General features: G+C 55.3%; 1 protein-coding gene. It reads left to right on the top strand.

Translation table 11 applies throughout. The features are described from left to right. Positions 1-183 precede the first annotated feature (183 nt). Positions 184-1,179, top strand: a complete 996-nt coding sequence (locus tag QZ506_RS00435; RefSeq protein ID WP_291968303.1) for a hypothetical protein — start codon at positions 184-186, stop codon at positions 1,177-1,179. The last annotated feature ends 111 nt before the right edge of the window (positions 1,180-1,290 follow it).

Genomic DNA, 1,290 nt, shown 5'->3' on the forward strand with positions numbered 1-1,290 from the left:
AACCATTGCCTATCTGACGGAAGAAAATAAGTGGCTTAAAAAGCAGGTGAAAAATTAACGGGTATCTATGACTGAAACACTTTCAGCATTCCCATCATCCGCTTATCGCCGCAATCTCCCCCCCCATACTCAATAACGCCATCGGACGGTGGTTTTTTTACGCCTGAATCCAAGGAATTTTAAATGAAAAAATTCGAACTCACTGCCGAAGTGAAAGAGTTTTTCGGCATCAAATTGTTTCGCATTAAAGCGCTTGTCGCCTTCGGTAATGTTCGTGCTGGCGAATTAGGCGGCTGGGTAGAAAAAGAATCGAATCTGGCTCAGGACGGCAATGCGTGGGTGTTCGACGATGCGCTGGTGTCCGGCGATGCGCGGGTGTACGGCAATGCGCTGGTGTCCGGCAATGCGCGGGTGTACGACGATGCACTGCTGTACGGCGATGCGTGGGTGTCCGGCAATGCTCGGGTGTACGGCGATGCGCTGGTGTCCGGCGATGCGCGGGTGTACGGCGATGCGCTGGTGTACGGCAAAGCGTGGGTGTCCGGCAATGCGCGGGTGTCCTGCAATGCGCGGGTGTCCGGCAATGCGCTGGTGTACGGCAATGCGCGGGTGTACGTCAAAGTGTGGGTGTACGGCAATGCGCGGGTGTCCGGCAATGCGCTGGTGTACGGCAATGCGCGGGTGTACGACGATGCGCGGGTGTACGGCAAAGTGTGGGTGTCCGGCAATGCGCGGGTGTCCGGCGATGCGCGGGTGTCCGGCAATGCGCGGGTGCACGGCAATGCGCGGGTGTACGGCGATGCGCTGGTGTACGGCAATGCGTGGGTGTCCGGCAATGCGCGGGTGTACGGCAATGCGCTGGTGTACGACGATGCGCGGGTGTACGGCAATGCGCGGGTGTCCTGCAATGCGCGGGTGTCCGGCGATGCGCTGGTGTACGACGATGCGCGGGTGTCCGGCGATGCGGACTGGATCACCATATCCCCCATTGGCTCAGAAAACGGAGTACTAACCGCATTCAGGAAGAAAGACGGCAGTGTCATTGTTAGGCGCGGGTGCTTCTCTGGAACTATTGAAGAATTCGAATCGGCAGTTAATAAGCTCCATTGCGACAATAAGCACGGTGAAATTTATCATCATGTCATTTCATTGCTGAAATTACGGTTTAACCTGTCATAAAGAGATGAATATTTAACCCTCGCCGGGCTTTGTTGAATAAATAGATTTTATGCTGGCAGCCCAGCGAAACGACGGATCCTCGCAACGTAAAATCATGCAGTTAGGCCTCAT

Source organism: Candidatus Symbiopectobacterium sp. (genome assembly GCF_020054415.1).
Classification (GTDB): domain Bacteria; phylum Pseudomonadota; class Gammaproteobacteria; order Enterobacterales; family Enterobacteriaceae; genus Symbiopectobacterium.

Excerpts from the sequence above, each read along its gene's own strand:
- QZ506_RS00435 (WP_291968303.1), top strand. The coding sequence starts at position 184 with ATGAAAAAATTCGAACTCACTGCCGAAGTGAAAGAGTTTTTCGGCATC.